Consider the following 17956-nt stretch of genomic DNA (forward strand, 5'->3'; position numbering starts at 1 on the left):
GCTTCGCGCCTCCTCACCACGAGGGGGACGAAGGCGCCGCCGATCCCACCATTTGCCTCCTGCGCCCATCATGCTTATGTGCGCGCATGTCCCCGCAAACCGACATCCCCGAATTGATCCATCCCGCGTTCCTCGGTGTGACCCAGTCCGCCACCGGGCGGATCTGGCGTGACCGCGTCGATCAGCGCGGGGCCGCGCGCGCGCTGGCCATGGTGCAGCGGTTCAAGCTGCCGGAGATGCTGGCGCGGGTGATTGCAGGCCGCGGCATCGAACTCGATGCGGTCGAGGACTTTCTCGATCCGACGATCCGAAAACTGATGCCGGATCCGTACACCGTCACCCAGATGGAAGCCGCCGCGAAACGCATCGCCGATGCCGCCCAGCGCGGCGAGAAGGTGGCGATCTTCGGCGACTATGACGTGGACGGCGCGACATCCTCGGCGCTGCTCGCCTGGCATCTGCGCCATTGCGGGCTCGATCCCGACATCCACATTCCCGACCGCATCTTTGAAGGCTACGGGCCCAATGTCGATGCGATCCGCACGCTGGCGGGGAAGGGCAATACGCTGCTGGTCACCGTCGATTGCGGCACCACAAGTTTCGAGCCGCTAGCGGAAGCCAAGAAGCTCGGCATGTCCGTGGTGGTGATCGATCACCATCAGGCCAATGAAGAACTCCCCGACGTCGATGCCGTCGTGAACCCCAATCGTCTCGATGACATCTCGGGCCTCGGCCATCTCGCGGCCGTCGGCCTCGTGCTGATCACGCTGGTCGCGGTCAATCGCGAGTTGCGCGCGCGCGGCTTCTGGAAGCCGGAAATGCCGGAGCCGAACCTGCTCGACATGCTGCATCACGTGGCGCTCGGCACCGTCGCCGACGTGGCCCCCCTGATCGGTCTCAACCGCGCCTTCGTCGCAAAAGGCCTGATTGCGCTCCGCCGCCGCGATCATGTCGGCCATGTCGCCCTGATGGATGTGGCGCGCCTCAACGGCCCGCCGGAAGCCTGGCATCTCGGCTTCATGCTGGGGCCGCGCATCAATGCCGGCGGCCGCATCGGGCGCGCTGATCTCGGTGTGCGCCTGCTGCTCGAAGGCGATGTGTCCGAGGCCGCGCGCATCGCTGCCGAACTCGATCGCCTCAATGTCGAGCGCCGTGTCATCGAGCAGGCCGCCGAGGCACAGGCCGAAGCCGAAGCGCTCGCATCGCTCGGCCTCGAAGACAAAGGCAGCGTCATCGTCACAGCCAGCGAAGGCTGGCATCCCGGCGTCGTCGGCCTCGTTGCCTCGCGTCTGAAAGAGAAGTTTGCACGGCCAAGCTTCGCCATCGCATTGGAGCCCGGCGGCATCGGCACGGGCTCCGGCCGCTCGATCTCCGGCGTCGATCTCGGCAAGGCCGTGCGGCAGGCCGTGGCGGATGGCTTGCTGATGAAGGGCGGCGGCCACGCAATGGCCGCCGGCGTCACGCTGCGCAAGGAAAAGCTCGGCGAATTCCGCGCGTTTCTGGAAGAGCGCCTCGCGCCCGACGTCGCGAAATCCCGCAATGAAAAAGAGCTGTTCATCGACGGCGCCGTCACCGCGCGCGGCGTCACCGTCGATCTCGTCAACACCCTCAATCGCGCCGGCCCGTTCGGCCAGGCCAATCCCGAGCCGGTCGTCGCCTTACCCGCGCATCAACTGGCCTATGTGGATGAAGTCGGCCAGGCGCATCTGCGGCTGCGGCTCAAAGCGCCCGACGGCGCGATGGTCAATGGCATCGCCTTCCGCTCCATCGGCCAGAAGCTCGGCAACGCGCTGCAGGAATATCGCGGCCAGCAGGTCCATGTGGCCGGTTCGCTCACCGTCGATCGCTGGCAGGGACAGGAGCGGGTGCAGATGCGCGTCATCGACGTGGCGCTGCCATCGTCGGAGCCGCGGATGATCCGCTGATGCGGGCCTACGCTGCGATACGCGTGCCGGCTTCAACTTCGGCGGCGACGGGCGCGCCGGCCTCGGGCGCCACGAGCGTGAACCGATAGCCATGCAGTTCGAGCGTCGGCAGAACACCCACGCTGTCGCCGAACACTGCGATCCGGTGTGTGAGCTCCTCCGGCGAGATGGTGAGCGGGATCTGGCAGATGGCGGCGAAGTCGGCGCGCGTCTTGCGATTGTTGCCCCATCGGATGTCGCTCTCGGCCAACGGCGACGCCTGCGTCGCCAGCGTCCGCGCCATGGTCAGCAACATCTCGATCAGCTTCGTATAGACCAGATGCTCCAGCCCGCCGACAGTCATGTCCGGCGGAATGGCAAACATCTCGACGGCGACGATGGGCCCGGCATCGACGCGTTCCACCATGCGATGCATGGTGCAGCCGAAGTCGGTGGCCCGATCGTAGGTCGCGAAATGCGCCGGTGCCCAGCCCGGATAGTGCGGTGGTCCCGGATGGAAATTGTAGGCGCCATGGCCCAACTGATCGAGCACCGCGCCGGGCACGATCACATCGGTGGTGAAGGCGATCAGGCGTGACCGGCGCAACTGTCGCGGCGAAATGGCCTTGAGATCGTCGAGGGTGAATGCAGGCAGCACAGTCAGGGCCGGATTGCATTCGCGGAGCTGCGGCGCGAAGACTGAATATTCGTCGTGGCCGGTCAGAAGAATAAGGGTGTCGAACATGCCTGCTGCCGATGGGAATCAAACGCAGCCAAGCGTTGCAGTCAGAGCTTGACGGAGCCTGACCTGCAATTTTCGCCCGCTAGCTGCGCGTCAATCGCGTCGAATAGCGAAACCGGTCCGCCGGATGCACGCTGAGCGACACCTCTGCCAGTTCGCTTGATGCAAACAGATACTGTCTCCGGATCGACAGGGCATGCGCGCCGACCTCGGTCTTGAGCGGCTCCGCCATCACCTGTGACACACCCACTGCAGAAATGTCCTGACGGATCTCCACGAAGCGCCGTCCCGAAATCTTCTCCACCAGCGTGCCGAAGATCTCGTGATGTCCGTCCATCTTCGCGCGGACCTCGTCGGCGAAGGCGCCGTCGATATAGACATCGGTCCAGCAGATAGGCGTCCGCGTGGCATCGCCGGGGATCATGCGCAGGCTTGAGATGCACAGCCAGCGCCGGCCAGGTTGGCAACCGAGCTGTCCCGCGAGATCGCGATCCGCCACCACATCGGCAACGCGCTGCACGTGTCGCTCGGTCTCGCTGCCGAATTGCTGGACGGCCTCGATCGTGTTCAGCGCCTGGGTAAATCCGTTGCCCCCGCGCGTCGGCGCTGCAGCCTCCACGCGCGTACCGGCATTGCGCTTGCGGCTCACCAGACCCGAGGCCTGAAGCTCCTGCATCGCCGCGCGTACGGTCGAGCGGCTGACGGCAAATTGCTCCGCCAGTTCGAATTCCGTCGGCAGCACCGAGCCGACCGGGTGCCGGCCGTCCGCAATCGCCTCTGTCAGCGCCCGTGCCACCAGTGCGTATCGTTTTTCGACGGTTGCCACTTAAGCCCCTGAGTCTCTGTTCCCGTCCATGCAAGCCCGATCCGCCGCCATGCCGTCAAGGAAGCAGGTTGACATAGGGTTTATGTTCGTACAATTTAATATGTACGAACATAAAAGCGGAGGAAACGCCTTGGGCAGCACGGTATTCGACTCGGTCTTGTTCCGGGACATGTTTGGCACCGCCGAGATGCGGGCCGTGTTCTCTGACGAAGCCCTGGTCGGGCGCTATATCGAGGCCGAGGTGGCGCTGGCCCGTGCCCAGGCCCGTCTCGGCGTCGTTCCCAAGGACGCTGCAAAGGCCATCGAAGCCGCCGGCAAATCCATCACGATCGATTTCGACAAGCTACGCCACGAGACCGAGATCGTCGGCTATCCCATTCTGCCGCTGGTGCATCAGCTCTCGGCCGCCGCAGGCGAGGCCGGCGGCTTCGTCCATTGGGGCGCCACCACCCAGGACATCATGGACACCGCCAATGTCCTGCAGATTCGCGCCGCGCTGGAGATCGTCGCTCGCGACCTTTGCGAGGTCCGCGACATCCTCAAAGCCATGGCCAAGAAGTATCGCGACACGCCGATGGCCGGGCGCACCCATCTGCAGCAGGCGCTGCCGGTAACCTTCGGCTACAAAGCGGCGGTCTGGCTGTCCTCCATCGATCGCCATATCGAGCGCGTGGAACAGGCGCTGCCGCGCATCCTGCTTGGCGAATTCTCCGGCGCTGCCGGCACGCTGGCCTCGGTGGGCGAGGGCGGCCTCGAGATGCAAAAGCTGTTCTGCGAAGAACTCGGCCTGCATCAGCCGTCGATCACCTGGCATGTCGCGCGTGATGGCATTGCCGAAGCGGTGACGTTGCTTGGCCTGATTACCGGCACCCTCGGCAAGATCGCCACTGACGTGATGTTGTTGTCGTCGTCCGAATTCGGCGAAGTGGCCGAGCCTTTCGTGCCCGGTCGCGGCGCGTCATCGACGATGCCGCAAAAGCGGAACGCGATTTCCAGCGAACTGATGCTCGCCGCGGCCAAGGCGGTGCGCCAGCACGTCGCCACCATGCTCGACGGCATGATCCATGACCTCGAACGCGCCACGGGACCGTGGCACCTCGAATGGGTGTCTTTGCCGGAAAGCTTTCTGCTGACGGCGTCGTCGCTGGCCAACGCTAAATTCATGCTGGGAGGCCTCGTTGTCCACGAGCAACGCATGCTGGACAATCTCGATCTCACCCGCGGCCTCATCGTCGCCGAAGCGGTGATGATGGCGGCCGCGCCAAAGCTCGGCCGTCAGCATGCGCATGACGTCGTCTATGACGCCTGCCGCAAGGCGATCGAAGGCGGCGGCACGCTTGCCGATATTCTCGCCGAAGTACCGGAGATTGTCGAAGCGCTCGGCGGCAAGGATGCGATCCGCAAACATTGCGATCCCGCCAACTATCTCGGCCTGTGCGGCCCGATGGTCGATCGCGTGCTGAGCCTGAGCAAATAACGGCGACTTCGGAGGATGGGTATCGCGACGCTCAGCCCATCCTACCGTCCTTCGTAAGCAGAAAAACATGGGAGAAATTGCAATGACCAAGATGATTTTGAAAACCGCATGCGTACTCGCCGGGGCGTTGATCACCGCACCAGTATTGGCGCAGGAATTTCCCACCCGCACCATCACCATGAACATGCCGTATTCCGCAGGAGGCCCCGGCGACACCATCGCGCGCCTTCTGGCGCAGGCCATGAGCGGCCCGCTGAAGCAGCAGGTCATCGTCGAGAACACCACCGGTGCCGGTGGCTCCATCGGCAGCGCAAAGGTCGCGGCGTCGCCGCCGGATGGTTACAATCTGCTGCTGATCCATATCAGCCATGCGACCAATCCCGCGCTGTATCCAAAGCTCAAATTCGATCCGATCAAGGACTATGAGCCGATCGGTCTCGCCGTCGATCTGCCATCGGTCTTCGTGGCGCGCAAAGACCTGCCGGCCAAGGATCTCGCCGAATTGATCGCCTGGATGAAGACCACCAAGGAGAAGGTCAATTATGCCCATGCCGGCATTGGCTCGGCCTCGCATCTCTGCGGCCTGTTGCTCAATGCGGCCACCGGCACGCAGCCAACCCAGATTGCCTATCGTGGCGCGGGACCGGCCATGAACGACATGATGAGCGGGCAGGTCGATGTGATGTGCGACCAGATCGTCAATGTGGTGGGCAATGTCGATGGCGGCACCATCAAGGGCTATGCCGTCACCAGCACTGAACGCGCGCCGGCGCTGCCGAAGCTGCCGACCACGGCTGAGGCGGGCCTGAAGGATTTCCAGTACACCGTCTGGTACGGGTTGTTCGCGCCGAAGGGCACGCCGAAGCCGGTGCTCGACAAGCTCAATGCCGCGCTGAACGTCGCGTTGAAGGACGAGACCGTGAAGACGCGCCTTGGTGCTCTTGGCGCGCAGCCCGTTGCGCCGGAGCGCGCCACGCCCGACGCGCTGGCCAAGCATCTCAAATCCGAGATCGACAAGTGGACGCCAATCATCAAGAACGCCGGTGTCGTCGGCGCACAGTGAGCGGGACGTGACAGAGACACGCATTGAGAAGGATTCCTTCGGCACCATCGCCGTGCCGAAGGATCGTTACTGGGGCGCGCAGACGCAGCGCGCCCTTGAGGTGTTCGAGGTCAGCGACGAGCGCTTTCCGGTCGCGCTGATCCACGCCTTTGCCTTGCAGAAGATCGCCGCATTGCGTGCCAATCTGCAGCTCGGCGTCATCGCGCCAGAGATTGCGACGTCCATTGAGGCCGCCGCGCTCGAACTGCAACAGGGCCGGTTCGACGATCATTTCCCGTTGCCGATCTGGCAGACCGGCTCCGGCACCCAGACCAACATGAATGCCAATGAGGTGATCGCCAATCGCGCCAACGAGTTGCTAGGGCAGCCGCTCGGCAGCAAGTCGCCGGTCCATCCCAACGATCACGTCAATTGCTCGCAGTCGTCGAATGACAGCTTTCCCACCGTGATGCATGTGGCGACGGCGCTGCAGTTGCGTAGCGCGTTGCTGCCTGCGCTGAATCTGCTACGCGATGATCTCCGCATCAAGGCAGACGCCTTCGCCGCTGTCGTGAAAATCGGCCGCACGCATTTGATGGATGCCGTGCCGATGACCATGGGCCAGGCCTTCGATGCATTTGCGCGCCAGACCGCTCACGCCATCGATCGCATCGACGCCGTATTTCCGCGCCTCTTGATGCTGCCGCAAGGCGGCACCGCGGTCGGCTCCGGCCTCAATGCGCCCAGGGGCTTCGACAGCGCATTCTGCGAGCACCTCAACGCGCTGACCGGCGAAGCCTTCGTCCCGAACCCCAGCAAGTTCGAAGGCATGGGAGCCCATGATGCGCTGGTGGAAGTCTCTGCAGCGCTGAACGGTCTCGCCGTGACCCTGTTGAAGATTGCCAACGATATCCGCTTCCTCGGCTCAGGCCCGCGCTGCGGTTTCGGCGAGCTCGTCATCCCGCATGACGGGCTGACCTCGTCGATCATGCCCGGCAAGCGCAATCCGACGATTGCCGAGATGCTGGCGCAGGTCTGCTTTCAGGTGATGGGCAACAATGCCGTCGTCACGGCTGCGAGTGCATCCGGCAATTTCGAACTCAATGTCGCCAAGCCGGTGATCATCTACAATGTGCTGCAGTCGATCCGCATTCTTGCCGATGGCGTGAATGTCTTTGCATCACGTCTGGTTCGCGACCTCGACGTCGATCATCGCCAGCTTGCCGCCAATGTGGCGAACGCGCCGCTGCTGCCGACAGCGCTCAACCCGGTGATCGGCTACGACAAGGTGGCGATGATCACGGCCAAGGCGCTGGATGAAGCGATGACACCACGCGAAGCCGCGATCGCGTTGGGTGTTCTGACCGGCGAAGAATACGATTGCCATGTCGATCCCCAGCGAATGGCTGGTCTGTTGTAGCCTTCTCCTGCGATTACACCAGCATCACTTCGCGGGTGCCGCCGGCTTGTTCGTGCTGTCCGCCTTGCCGGCGCCTTGGGCCGCTTCTTCATCGGCGACGCATTTGCTGTAATAGGCGCGCTGGTCTGCGCCCGATCCGGCCGCACTGCCAGCCGCGGGATTGCCCGGCACGCGCGGCGGAAACGCTTTCGACGTGGCGGCCTCGCATTTCCGCGCGACTTCGAGCGTGATGGCGCTGACGGTTGTTGGAACGGAGGCAGCCGCAATGGCCAGCATCAGAAGGCCGAGCGTTCGTTTACGTCGTGAAAACTGCATGACATGTTCTCTTGTAGGATGGGTTGAGCGTCTTCGCGAAAACCCATCAGCGGAGCTTGCCGTATGGACGAATGATGGGTTTTCGCTTCGCTCAACCCATCCTACCAAAACTATCACCCACCTTGCCTCAACCGCGCAAGCACCTTCAGTCCGCCATAGCCATCCGCGGGCAGCAAACTCATCTTTGTCTGATAGTTGCGCACTGCCTGCATCGTGTCATTGCCCACGCGGCCATCGGTGCCGCCGGTGTCAAAACCCGCGCGTGTCAGTCGCGTCTGCAGCTCCTGTACCTCGGCCAGCGTCAGGATGCGCTCGGAGCCGGGGAAAGGCTGGATGAAGGGCGGCGCGCCCAGAATGCGATCGCCGAGATGGCAGATCGCCAACGCGTAGTTCATCGAGGGATTGTAGCTGCGCACGGCGTAAAAACCCTGTCCGAGCAGGAAGCTCGGGCCACCCGCCACCGGCGTCCAGAGCTTTGCCGTTGCATTCGGCTGCGGAAACGCCTGGCCATCGGCGCGCGTTACGCCAGCAGCAGTCCAGGCGGCGTATGAGCGCTTCGCATCGGATTCCGTAGCGCCGTTGGCTCGCACCTCGTAGCCCCAGTGTTCGCCGCGCGGATATTTGCCGCGATTGACGAGGAAGCGCGCGCTGGAGCCGAGCGCATCGTCCGGCTTGCCGAAGGGCGAGACGCGGCCGTCCTTGTCGTAGTCGATGCCGACATTGAGCCAGACTTCGGGCATCCATTGCGTATGCCCCATGGCGCCAGCCCAGGAGCCACGCATTTCCTCCGGCGTACCCCAGCCGTTCTGCACCACGCGCAGCGCGTTGATGAGTTCGGTCTCCCAATAGGCGCGACGGCGCGGCTCGTTCCAGGCCAGCGCCGAGAGCTGCGGGAAGACCGGCCGCATGTGATTGGTCTGCACCAGCGGATCGCCATAGGCGGATTCCACACCCCACAGCGCCAGCAGCGTGCCGCGTTCGACGCCGAAGTCGCGCTCGATGCGATCGAACAATCCGCTGTTCTTGCGCAGCGCGTCCTTGCCGGCGGTGATGCGCCAGTCGGAGGCGCGGCGGTTCACATATTGCCAGACCTGTTCGTGAAACTCCGGCTGCTTCTTCATTTTCTGGAACACGGACATGTCCGGCTCCAGGCGGCCCATCACGCGGTCATAGGTGGCGCTGGAGATGCCCTTGGCTGCCGCCTTGGCGCGGAAGCCATCGCGCCACTGGTCGAAGCCAGCGGGCGCGGCAAGGGCTCCTGCAGGCAGGGCCAGCAGCGCACTGGCACTGAGCGCGGATTGCAGAAGGGTGCGGCGGGAGATGCGGGAATCGATCTGGGCCATAGGCTCAGTCTAGCGCGGGATGGCGGGCGGCGGCAGGGCGAAGCTGTCGCAGCGGAAAAGGACGCAGGCAGAGCAAACGAAAGCCCCGGAAGCGTCGAGCTTCCGGGGCTTGATGTTCGTTCATGCGCCGAAGGATCAATCCTTGGCGCGCTCGACGTAGGAACCGTCTTCGGTCAGCACCACGATGCGGGTGCCGGTGCCGACATGCGGCGGGACCGCCGAACGGACACCGTTGGACAGGATTGCCGGCTTGTAGGACGAGGATGCGGTCTGGCCCTTGGTCACCGGCTCCGTCTCGACGACTTCGAGGGTGACGCGCTGCGGCAGGACGATGGCGACCGGCACCATGTCGTGCAGCGACAGCTTCACGACCATGTTTTCCTGGAGATAGGGCGCGGCGGTGCCGATGACATCCGGCGGAACCTGGACCTGGTCGTAGTTTTCCTGGTTCATGAAGTGGAAGCCGTCGCCGTCCTGGTACAGGAAGGAGAAGTTCTGGTCCTCGATGGTCGCCTTTTCCACCTGGTCGGTGGTCTTGTAGCGCTCCGAGATCTTCACGCCATCGCTGATTCGGCGCATTTCGATCTGCGAGACCGGGGTGCCCTTGCCGGGATGGATGTTCTCGGCGGACAGAACGACGTAGAGCTTGCCTTCTTGCTCAATGACGTTGCCCTTGCGAATAGAACTGGCGATGACTCTCACAGCGAATTTTCCTGAATTTGTCGGCCGAGGCCGGATGGGGCACGATTGCCGCGCGGCCTGCGAAGCGATTTCAGGCGGCAACATACTGATTTGCGGTCGGAATGCCAGCGCCTTGCAACCGAAAAAGGCAGTGCTTTGACCCCCGGAACCGACCCGATTTCGCCCTGGTGGAGCCCGAACCGGCACCAGGATCGCCGCGGTTTCCTGCAGGCGCGGGGCCGGATCACGCGCGCGGTGCGGGCCTGGTTCGAGGCCGAGGGGTTTACCGAGGTCGAAACCGGAGCACTTGTGGTGTCGCCGGGCAACGAGACGCATCTGCACGCGCCGCGGGCGGATTTGATCGATCATGACGGTGCAAAGCGCGAGCGGTATCTGCGCACATCGCCGGAATTTGCCTGCAAGAAGCTGCTGGCAGCAGGTGAAACGCGGATTTTCGAGCTGGCGCGCGTGTTCAGGGACCGCGAGCGCGGCGATCGGCATTTGCCGGAATTCACCATGCTGGAATGGTACCGGGCCAATGAGGACTATGACGCTGTCATCCGCGACACCGTCGCGATCATCCAGCTTGCCGCCGAGACGGCGGGGACACGCGAATTCAGCTTCCGCGGCCACAAAGCTGACGCAAGTTTGCCGCCGGAATTCCTCACGGTTTTTGACGCTTTTGAGCGCTTCGCGGGCGTGAATCTTGCGGCAACAGTGTGGCAGAGCAGCGGTGATCGCGATGCGCTGGCGGGGGCCGCCAAGGGCTGTGTCCGGGTCGCCGAAGACGACAGCTGGTCGGATATCTTCAGCAAGATTCTGGTCGAGCATGTCGAGCCGCATCTCGGGCAGGGGCGGATGACCGTGCTGTATGAATATCCGTCACCGGAAGCGGCGCTGGCGCGGACCAAGGCGGCTGATCCCCGTGTCGCCGAACGCTTCGAAGTCTATGCCTGTGGTGTCGAACTCGCGAATGGATTTGGCGAACTGACGGATGCCGACGAGCAGCGCCGTCGCTTCGTTGAATCGATGGACGAGAAGGAGCGTCGCTATGGCGAGCGCTATCCGATCGACGAGGAATTTCTCGCCGCCGTTGCGGCCATGCCGCCGGCATCGGGGGTGGCGCTTGGCTTCGATCGGCTGGTGATGCTGGCGGCGGGAGCGACAAGGATCGATCAGGTCGTGTGGACACCGCCGGCATGAACAGGATCGTGCAAATCCCGACCACGCTGCGGCAGGCGAGCGAACTCGTCGCCGAAGGGCTGGCACCCGAGCAGGCGCTGGCCGAGCTCGAGCGCGTGGCTGCGCGTTACGCTGTGGCCGTCACGCCGGCCGTGGCTGAACTCATCGACAGCAGTGATCCCGACGATCCGATTGCGCGGCAATATATTCCCGATGTGCGCGAACTCGATGCGCAGTCCAATGAGCGCGACGATCCGATCGGCGATCACGCCCATGCGCCGGTCGATGGCATCGTGCATCGCTATCCCGATCGCGTGCTGTTCAAGCTGGTGCATGTCTGTGCGGTCTATTGCCGGTTCTGTTTCCGCCGCGAGATGGTGGGGCCGGGCAAGGAGACGGCGCTGTCGCGCGAGGCCTATGCGACAGCGCTGGATTACATCCGCACGCATGATGACATCTGGGAAGTGATCCTCACCGGCGGCGATCCCCTGATGCTGTCGCCGCGGCGCCTCGCCGAGATCATGAACGATCTCGCCGCCATCGATCATGTGAAGATCATTCGCCTGCATACGCGCGTGCCGGTCGCCGATCCCGCGCGCGTGAGTGACGACCTGGTCGCAGCGTTACGTGTGAAGGGGGCCTCGACCTGGGTCGCGCTGCACGCCAATCATCCGCGCGAGTTTACGGACGCGGCACAGGCTGCGTGCGCACGCATGATCGATGCGGGCATTCCCATGGTCAGCCAGTCGGTGTTGCTCCGCGGCGTCAATGATGATGCGAAGACCCTGACGGCTCTGATGCGCGCCTTCGTCGAGAACCGCATCAAACCCTATTATCTGCATCACGGCGATCTCGCGCCAGGGACTGCGCATCTGCGCACCACCATTGCGGAGGGCCAGGCGCTGATGCGCGCGCTGCGCGGCCATGTGTCGGGACTTTGCCAGCCTGACTATGTGCTCGATATTCCCGGCGGTTACGGCAAGGCGCCGATCGGGCCAGACTATTTGTCGCAAGATGTCGTGACGAATGTGGATGCGGCCGGTGCCACGTCATCGGAATCAAGCTATCGTGTGCTGGACTACTGCGGCGACGTGCATATTTATCCACCGAAAGCGTGATCATCCGCTTCCACGCGGTCGGTGTCGGAGACAGCAAATGAAAACATTGTTCGTGATGACGGCGAGCCTGTTCGTGCTCGGACATTCTTTGGCGCTGGCGCAGGATTCGCAGCGCAATCTGCCGCCGAAGAATTTGCGGTCGCAGCCGACGACGCAATCCGGCTCTGCCGGCAATGTGCCGGCAGCTCCTGTCGGCCATCGTCAGCCGCGCCCCGGCGATCTGCCGCCGGAGACCGGCAAGGACGATCCGAGCCGGATCGATGCGCAGGATCGCGAGCTCGATCGCATGATCAAGAATATCTGCAAGGGCTGCTGAGCCATCTACTCAAGCCCTCATCCTGAGGAGCCCGCGAAGCGGGCGTCTCGAAGGATGGTGCCAAGCCAGCTCATGGTTCGAGACGGCGCTACGCGCCTCCTCACCATGAGGGGTGTAGTGGCTGGCGTAGATCTCACGCCTTCTTGCGGGCCGCCAGCGCCATGCCGATCAGCGACGAGCCGCCGATCAGCAGGTTGATGCCGACCAGCACGCCGATCGCCCAGGCGGCCGAGCCCGGCAGGCCGGAGATGATGAAGAACGCGATCGCGATATCCATCAGGCCGGAAAAGGCCATCCAGCCCCAGCGCTCCGACAATTCCTTGCGGTGCTGAAGCGCATACATGATGGTGGCGACGCCTTCGGCGAGGAAGTAGATCCCCACCACCACTGTCAGTGTCAGCGTGCTCTCGGCCGGCCGCGTCAACAGGATGATGCCGGCGGCGATGCCCAGCACGGCCGAAATCAGCGACCAGATGAAGCCCGGCGCCTGCCGCGCCCAGAAGGTCATCAGCAGAGCGGCGATGCCGGCGATGAAGAACATCCAGCCGAGCAACACGGTGACGGCGACGCTGGCGATCGGCGGCACGATCATCGCGGCAAGGCCCAGAATCACCAGCACGATGCCTTCGATCAGGAAGGCCTTCCAGTGATTGCGAACGGTCTCGCTCATCTTCGATTGCAGGTCGGCGAAATCGGGGGGCATGGTCATAGGGTATTCCTGATCTGAGCGGCTCGGGCCGCGCGCAACGACGACTATAGCTGCAACAAAGCTGCGAAGCGAAAGCTTCGCGAGTTTGGTCAGTATTTCGATAATTTATTGGACGTTACTGCTGAACCGGCATGGCAGGCGCCACCGTGCGCATGCGGTTGCGGCCGAGGAAATAGGCCGCACTTGTCAGTACGAGCAATACGACGCCGATCAGGATCGAGGTGACGCCGAGCGGCACCAGCACCATGGTCACGGTTCGCTCGGGATTGCTGTACCAATGCCGCAGCGACGAGATCAGGAAGGCGGTGCCGGCAAAGCCTGCGGCGCCACCGGCGAAGGTCAGTGCCCACATGCTGCGCAGTTGCGCCAGGCGTTCGCGCGACACATCCGTATGCGGCGCATGATGCGCACCGATCCGGCGCACCAGACGTGCAGCCAGCGCGATGGTGCCGAAGCCGAACAGCATGCCGGCGCCTTCCAGCGCGCGACGGCCGAGGCCGACGATTTCCGGATGCTGCTGCAGGGTCAAGAGCGGCAGGTCGTAACAGGCATGCAGCGTGATCGGCGCCAGCACGATCAGCAACGGCGTGCGGATGAAGGCGAGACTGTCGCGGCGATGTGCGCCCAGCGCGCGGCCGGAGCGGGCGATGGCGATATAGGCGCCGGCGATGACGCCGAGCGCGCCATGGAACGGCACGGTGAGGACGCTGCGCAGCACGGCCAGCGTGCGCCACATCTCGGGATAGCTGAGCAGATAGACGAGGTTCTCATAGGCGGCGAAGCCGAGACCGACAGCGGCGCCATAGACGACGGTGTCCATGGGATCGGCGGTGCGGGCGCGCTGGGTCGACACCGCGACGATGACGAGGATTTTGACGATCTCCTCGGGGGCCGCGATGCCGAATATGGCGTGCAGCACCATCGCCCAGGTCGGATCGTCGGTCAGGCCGGGAATGGCGGCAAACAGCGCGCGCGCAAAACCGAGTAACGAGATGCTGGCGGCGCCGAGCAGAAACGACATCCAGACCAGACCGGGCGGCCCCGGTCGCTCATCGGCAGCAATGACCAGCCACAGCACCAGCAGCGCGGGTGCGACGGCGGCGATGCCGATCACGGTGGGAAGCGATTCGAGGGCGTCCATGCTGGATTAAGTATAGGGCGCGGGTGCGGTGGGGAAGGGTTGTGCCGTCGCACCTCGCGGTTGTCGTGCCCGGCTCGACGGGGCAGCCAGGTCAAACCAGGGCCGACAGGAGAGCACACTGGAACCAAATGCCGCCCGGCCGATTTGACCTGAAAACACCGCCACGACGGGGACCCGACCATGGCCGATGACGCACCCAGCCCACCCTTCATCTATGAAGGCGTCGCCCTCGTACCCGAGGAGAAATCAACCTTGTCCGAAGTGGTCGATACCGTGAAAGACGCGGCGCATCGCGTCAGCGATACATTCGAGGCCGGCAAGAAGCCCGGCATGCCGCTCAGCATCCTGGCCAATGTCGCCCGCGAGGCGCCGCTGGGGTCGCTGCTGGTGGCCTTCCTGCTCGGCGTCGCGGTGGCGCGGCGGCGCTAGGCTTGCTGAATTGAGATCACCACCGTCCTCCCGGTGAGGGGCGCGCCAATTGGCGCGCGTCGCGAACCATGCGTGTATCGCTCATCCTTCGAGACGCCGCGCAAGCGCGCGGCTCCTCAGGATGAGGGAGAGTTAGTGGAGAGGGCGCGTCCTCTCAAATGAAAATGTGTCGTTGATCAGCGGATAGCCGGACACGCTCTCCGGAGGTTCGATTCCGCCAGGGAGCGCCACCCGTGAGAAATCAGCGACTCCGCTTGCGCTGCTGCACTGCAGCCGCCTTGGTCCGGTTGCGGTTGTTCACCGTGGCGCGCGACCGCGAGCGACGGGGCGCTTCACGGGCGGCGGGCTTGTCGTCGCCGGCCGTGGTGCTGGCGAAGGACTGGCGCAGATTGTCGAGCGTCGTGGTGAGGGTGCCGACCTGCTCGGTCAGTTTGCGGGTGTCGTTCTGTTGCGCCGTGAGCAGGCGCTGCATGGTCTGCAGCTGATCCTGGACCACTTGCAGCTGGTCGATGGATTGCTGTTGCGTCGCCTCGATGCCCTTGGTCTTTTCGATGATCTGTTCAGAGGCCTGCGCGACGCGGGCCTGCTGCAGGCGCGATGCGGTCAGGCGCTCCGGCTCCGGCGTGTTGCCGCTATAGGCCCGCCAGGCAAAGATGCTGCCGATGCCGACAATCACGAGCACCAGTGCGACGGCCGTGATCAAGATCGGTTGCTGGCCGATCTCCTGCAACGGCGATCTGCCCCGACGCAGCGGTGCGCGCGGGGGAGCCTCGTCATCGATGGGCGGCAATGCCGTGTTCTGCAAATGGCTCGTCGTCATCTCGACCATGGAGCTCAAAGTCCTCTAGCGAGCGATCGTTCCAGCCGGGCCAGGGAATCCCGCCGCGTGTATGAGTCCGCAGGCTCGCGGGGAAGTTCAACCAAATTAAGACGAAGTGTGGCGGCGTCGGCCGCTGCGGCCAGATGGGGACGGGAGGCGTTCTTGAATGCTGACAAGTCACTGAAATAAAACAAAAAATATGGGTTCGCCACCGCCGGCCGCGACATTGCCCTCGATTAGAAAATCCCGGGCTATCTCTGCGAGCGTCCGGGATGAGCCAGCTTGGTCTGACATGGCACCGTTACGATGTGTCCTTAGACAATCCTCGCTGTGACCCAGACCAGACGGCCGCGGCGGTGCCTCGGTTTGGATGGCCCGCGTCTAGCACCTGTGTCGGCTGAGGCCGGTATGAAGTTCGGTCGCGTGATCCTGATCGGCTTTGCTCTGTTGCTGTCCTCCGAACTCGCTGTTGCGCAATCGCCGATCGAGGCACCGCCGGCCACGCAATAACCAGAGAATGTCGGCATGCCGGTGCTGCTGGATATCCCGGCACAGTCGCTCGAACATGCGCTGAAGGCATTTACAGACGCCACCCATGTCGTTCTGTTCTATGAAGGCAGCGTGATCATTGGACGCCTCACATTTGCGCTGCGCGGCGAATTTCCAGCGGACCTCGCTCTGCGGCAGATGTTGCAGGGAACGGGACTGTCGAGCACACCGTTCGAGCGTGGCACGATGACCATTCTCTCGCCGGTGCGGAATGACGATGCGCAGAGCTGAGTCGCGCGAAAGCCGGCGTGACGAAGTTCTCGCAATATCTGGCTCAGGTTCAAAGAAGTCTGGATCTGGCATTCTGCCATGCTCCGGTGGCCGCAAACGACCCGGACGAGATGCTCGCCCGGGTTTGGCTGGCCCCTTCGGGCGAGGTTTGACGGGCAGACCTGTTGTCGATGAGGCGCCTCGGCCTTTGCCGCGGTCGAGCCGGTCATTGTATTGGTATTGACCTCCGGACACGCTCTGTGAAAGGGCGGTGTGCCCGTCAATCCCGCATGTCTACGCTGAAGTTGCGATCGATTGCGATGAAGCTGGAAGTGGCTTCTCAAGCGGGTATTTGCCGCATTTGCCGGACGATTGGGCCCGTCGCTCTTTGCGGCATATGCGAGGGTTAATCAGTAAACGGAACGGCGTTGTCGGCCACGTTAGCGTTCATACCGGAAGCGCAAATGCGCGATTGTCGGAGAACGTGGATGTTGAAGCTCTCGCATGTATCGGCGGCCGTACTCGCATGTAGCTCTTTGATGGTGGATTCGTTCGCCACCATCGACAAGGCACAGGCCGAAATATCCGACAATGTCATCAGGATCGGCGTGATGACCGACCTCAGCGGCGTCTATTCGGATGCCGACGGGCGTGGCAGCGTCGAGGCCGTGAAACTCGCCGTTGAAGACATGGGCGGGATCATCAACGGGAAGCGCGTCGAGGTCGTCATCGCCGACCATTTGAACAAGGCGGATGTCGCTGTCTCGAAGGCGCGGGAATGGTTCGATAGGGATGGGGTCGATGTCATCCTCGGCGGCGGGGCCTCGAGCGCTGCTTTGCCGATGGCGCAGGCGGCCGCCGAGCGCAAGAAGGTCTTCTTCGCCGTCGGCGTTTCGAGCGCGCGCTTCACCAACGAGGAGTGCACGCCATTCACCATTCACTACGCGTACGATACGGTCGCCCTGGGGCGCTCGGTCGGGGCCGGGGTGACCAAGGCAGGTGGCAAGACGTGGTACACGATCCTGGTCGATTACGCCTTCGGCCAGCAACTCGCCGCGGACACGAAGACGGCAATCCTCGCGAATGGTGGCAAGGTTCTGGGAGAGGCGCGCCATCCCATGAACAATCCGGATTTCTCGCCGCTCATCTTGCAGGCGCAATCGTCCGGAGCGCAGGTCTTTGGCATCGCCAATAGCGGGCATGATGCGATCAACACGCTGAAAGCGGTTCGCGAATTCGGTCTCAACAAAACAATGAAGCTGGCCGGCCCGCTGCTGTCCATCGCCGAAGTCGACGTGCTGGGTCTCGATCTCACCCAGGGTTTGAACATCGCCAGCAATTTTTACTGGGACGAGAATGATGCCACGCGGGCGTGGTCCAAGCGCTACTTCGCCGTGATGAAGAAGAATGCGACCATGGCCCAAGCCGGAAACTACTCCGCCGCGCTCACCTATATGAAAGCGGTGCGGGACATCGATTCCGACGCATCGGATGCAGTGATGAAGCAGCTCAAGACCGCTCGGATCAGCGATATGTTCGCGGCCGACGGCTACATCCGTGCCGATGGCCGCATGATTGCGGATATGGGCGTGTGGGAAGCGAAGGCGCCATCGGAATCAAAATATTCCTGGGACTACCTGAAGAAGGTCGGCTCCATTCCGGGAGAGCAGGCCTACACGCAAAAGTCTGAAACAAAATGCGCGTTGTGGAAATAGATCGAGAGTCGAAGCAG

19 protein-coding genes are annotated in these 17956 nt (G+C 63.3%); 11 read left to right on the top strand and 8 right to left on the bottom strand.

Annotated elements, in window-relative coordinates:
- Positions 1-86: 86 nt before the first annotated feature.
- A complete protein-coding gene (recJ, locus tag AC1RQ5_RS16475; protein WP_493200326.1) occupies positions 87-1925 on the top strand; it encodes a single-stranded-DNA-specific exonuclease RecJ in 1839 nt (612 codons plus the stop codon).
- 7 nt (positions 1926-1932) lie between these two features.
- Here the strand turns inward: recJ and AC1RQ5_RS16480 are convergent, their stop codons facing one another.
- Together AC1RQ5_RS16480 and AC1RQ5_RS16485 are read right to left on the bottom strand one after the other, a co-directional pair.
- The gene (locus AC1RQ5_RS16480) at positions 1933-2649 is read right to left on the bottom strand and encodes a formyltransferase family protein (protein WP_493200328.1); all 717 of its coding nucleotides are present in this window, start codon (positions 2647-2649) and stop codon (positions 1933-1935) included.
- A gap of 79 nt (positions 2650-2728) precedes the next feature.
- Complete coding sequence (locus AC1RQ5_RS16485) at positions 2729-3472, bottom strand: GntR family transcriptional regulator (RefSeq protein WP_493200330.1); 744 nt, start codon at positions 3470-3472, stop codon at positions 2729-2731.
- A 169-nt stretch (positions 3473-3641) separates the two neighbouring features.
- On the opposite strand from AC1RQ5_RS16485, the gene AC1RQ5_RS16490 reads away from it, so the two are divergent.
- The 3 genes from AC1RQ5_RS16490 (at position 3642) to AC1RQ5_RS16500 (ending at position 7411) form a co-directional block, all read left to right on the top strand.
- Entirely contained in the window at positions 3642-4949 is a 1308-nt protein-coding gene (locus AC1RQ5_RS16490) for a class-II fumarase/aspartase family protein (RefSeq protein WP_493203448.1), read from the top strand.
- Between the two features lie 82 nt (positions 4950-5031).
- Complete coding sequence (locus tag AC1RQ5_RS16495) at positions 5032-6012, top strand: tripartite tricarboxylate transporter substrate-binding protein (RefSeq protein ID WP_493200332.1); 981 nt, start codon at positions 5032-5034, stop codon at positions 6010-6012.
- A 7-nt stretch (positions 6013-6019) separates the two neighbouring features.
- Positions 6020-7411 (top strand): class II fumarate hydratase, encoded by a 1392-nt coding sequence (locus AC1RQ5_RS16500; RefSeq protein WP_493200334.1) that lies wholly within the window; start codon positions 6020-6022, stop codon positions 7409-7411.
- 24 nt (positions 7412-7435) lie between these two features.
- Here AC1RQ5_RS16500 and AC1RQ5_RS16505 read toward each other — a convergent pair whose 3' ends face one another.
- The 3 genes from AC1RQ5_RS16505 to efp all read right to left on the bottom strand — a co-directional run bounded on the left by AC1RQ5_RS16505 (position 7436) and on the right by efp (position 9771).
- Positions 7436-7726 carry a hypothetical protein gene (locus AC1RQ5_RS16505; RefSeq protein ID WP_493200336.1) on the bottom strand — a complete coding sequence of 97 codons (291 nt, stop codon included), beginning with the start codon at positions 7724-7726 and terminating at the stop codon, positions 7436-7438.
- 113 nt (positions 7727-7839) lie between these two features.
- Complete coding sequence (locus tag AC1RQ5_RS16510; RefSeq protein WP_493200338.1) at positions 7840-9069, bottom strand: lytic murein transglycosylase; 1230 nt, start codon at positions 9067-9069, stop codon at positions 7840-7842.
- Between the two features lie 135 nt (positions 9070-9204).
- A complete protein-coding gene (gene efp, locus AC1RQ5_RS16515) occupies positions 9205-9771 on the bottom strand; it encodes an elongation factor P (RefSeq protein WP_398476397.1) in 567 nt (188 codons plus the stop codon).
- 135 nt (positions 9772-9906) lie between these two features.
- Between efp and epmA the strand changes: the two genes are divergently transcribed.
- The 3 genes from epmA to AC1RQ5_RS16530 are packed head-to-tail and all read left to right on the top strand — an operon-like array spanning position 9907 to position 12366.
- On the top strand, positions 9907-10953 hold the full coding sequence (gene epmA, locus AC1RQ5_RS16520) for an EF-P lysine aminoacylase EpmA (RefSeq protein ID WP_493200340.1): 1047 nt from the start codon (positions 9907-9909) through the stop codon (positions 10951-10953).
- Complete coding sequence (locus AC1RQ5_RS16525) at positions 10950-12050, top strand: lysine-2,3-aminomutase-like protein (RefSeq protein ID WP_493200342.1); 1101 nt, start codon at positions 10950-10952, stop codon at positions 12048-12050. Before epmA ends, AC1RQ5_RS16525 begins: the two co-directional genes overlap by 4 nt.
- A gap of 37 nt (positions 12051-12087) precedes the next feature.
- Positions 12088-12366 (top strand): hypothetical protein, encoded by a 279-nt coding sequence (locus tag AC1RQ5_RS16530; RefSeq protein ID WP_398476391.1) that lies wholly within the window; start codon positions 12088-12090, stop codon positions 12364-12366.
- Between the two features lie 133 nt (positions 12367-12499).
- Here AC1RQ5_RS16530 and AC1RQ5_RS16535 read toward each other — a convergent pair whose 3' ends face one another.
- Together AC1RQ5_RS16535 and AC1RQ5_RS16540 are read right to left on the bottom strand one after the other, a co-directional pair.
- Positions 12500-13075 carry an HdeD family acid-resistance protein gene (locus AC1RQ5_RS16535; RefSeq protein WP_493200344.1) on the bottom strand — a complete coding sequence of 192 codons (576 nt, stop codon included), beginning with the start codon at positions 13073-13075 and terminating at the stop codon, positions 12500-12502.
- A 115-nt stretch (positions 13076-13190) separates the two neighbouring features.
- A complete protein-coding gene (locus tag AC1RQ5_RS16540) occupies positions 13191-14216 on the bottom strand; it encodes a PrsW family intramembrane metalloprotease (RefSeq protein ID WP_493200346.1) in 1026 nt (341 codons plus the stop codon).
- 180 nt (positions 14217-14396) lie between these two features.
- Between AC1RQ5_RS16540 and AC1RQ5_RS16545 the strand changes: the two genes are divergently transcribed.
- A complete protein-coding gene (locus tag AC1RQ5_RS16545) occupies positions 14397-14645 on the top strand; it encodes a hypothetical protein (RefSeq protein ID WP_493200348.1) in 249 nt (82 codons plus the stop codon).
- Positions 14646-14886: 241 nt separating this feature from the next.
- Here AC1RQ5_RS16545 and AC1RQ5_RS16550 read toward each other — a convergent pair whose 3' ends face one another.
- Positions 14887-15465, bottom strand: a complete 579-nt coding sequence (locus tag AC1RQ5_RS16550) for a hypothetical protein (protein WP_493203450.1) — start codon at positions 15463-15465, stop codon at positions 14887-14889.
- Positions 15466-15990: 525 nt separating this feature from the next.
- On the opposite strand from AC1RQ5_RS16550, the gene AC1RQ5_RS16555 reads away from it, so the two are divergent.
- The 3 genes from AC1RQ5_RS16555 to AC1RQ5_RS16565 all read left to right on the top strand — a co-directional run bounded on the left by AC1RQ5_RS16555 (position 15991) and on the right by AC1RQ5_RS16565 (position 17939).
- Positions 15991-16245, top strand: a complete 255-nt coding sequence (locus tag AC1RQ5_RS16555; protein ID WP_493200350.1) for an STN domain-containing protein — start codon at positions 15991-15993, stop codon at positions 16243-16245.
- Between the two features lie 17 nt (positions 16246-16262).
- Positions 16263-16397, top strand: coding sequence for a hypothetical protein (locus AC1RQ5_RS16560; RefSeq protein WP_493200352.1), 135 nt, complete (start codon positions 16263-16265; stop codon positions 16395-16397).
- A gap of 315 nt (positions 16398-16712) precedes the next feature.
- Positions 16713-17939, top strand: coding sequence for an ABC transporter substrate-binding protein (locus AC1RQ5_RS16565; RefSeq protein WP_398476382.1), 1227 nt, complete (start codon positions 16713-16715; stop codon positions 17937-17939).
- Positions 17940-17956: the final 17 nt, after the last annotated feature.

The organism is Tardiphaga sp. GW821-FHT12E02, assembly GCF_058807155.1.